The sequence below is a fragment of the Mucilaginibacter lacusdianchii genome, assembly GCF_009770985.1.
In the GTDB taxonomy this organism is placed as follows: Bacteria; Bacteroidota; Bacteroidia; order Sphingobacteriales; family Sphingobacteriaceae; genus Mucilaginibacter; species Mucilaginibacter lacusdianchii.
The window spans coordinates 1-378 of the sequence record NZ_WSRW01000020.1 but is presented as its reverse complement, the minus strand read 5'-3'; the positions used below and the strand labels follow the sequence as shown (position 1 = coordinate 378).

The 378-nt window shown below is 46.6% G+C and carries 1 other RNA gene; it reads left to right on the top strand.

Annotated features, from left to right (window positions below):
- The first annotated feature begins 2 nt into the window (after positions 1-2).
- Positions 3-375, top strand: a transfer-messenger RNA (tmRNA) gene (ssrA, locus tag GPM24_RS22090).
- Positions 376-378: the final 3 nt, after the last annotated feature.

Genomic DNA, 378 nt, shown 5'->3' with positions numbered 1-378 from the left:
GTAACGGTTTCGACAGGTTAGCGAAAGCTCCCCCGTGATACAGGTCGAGAGTGAGTCTCCTCTCGTAAATCAAAGGCTCAAACAAAAAGTAAATGCGAACAACATCGTTCCTTTCGCTCGTAAAGCCGCTCCTGTAGCTGCCTAATAGTCTCTAATCGACTCGAGCATTCATAGTTTGACTCCGTTAAGGACTATGGATAAACCCCCAACGGATGCCACGTTTAACTTTCTCTAGTTAGTTAACCGTCTAAGCTTTAACTAGAGCATCCCACTGTCCGGGATAAGTGACAGTCCCCGTTTCGAGGGTAATCGAAACTAAACCTGTGAATGAACGGACAGTCAATACCTAATTTGGACAGCAGTTCGACTCTGCTCGGC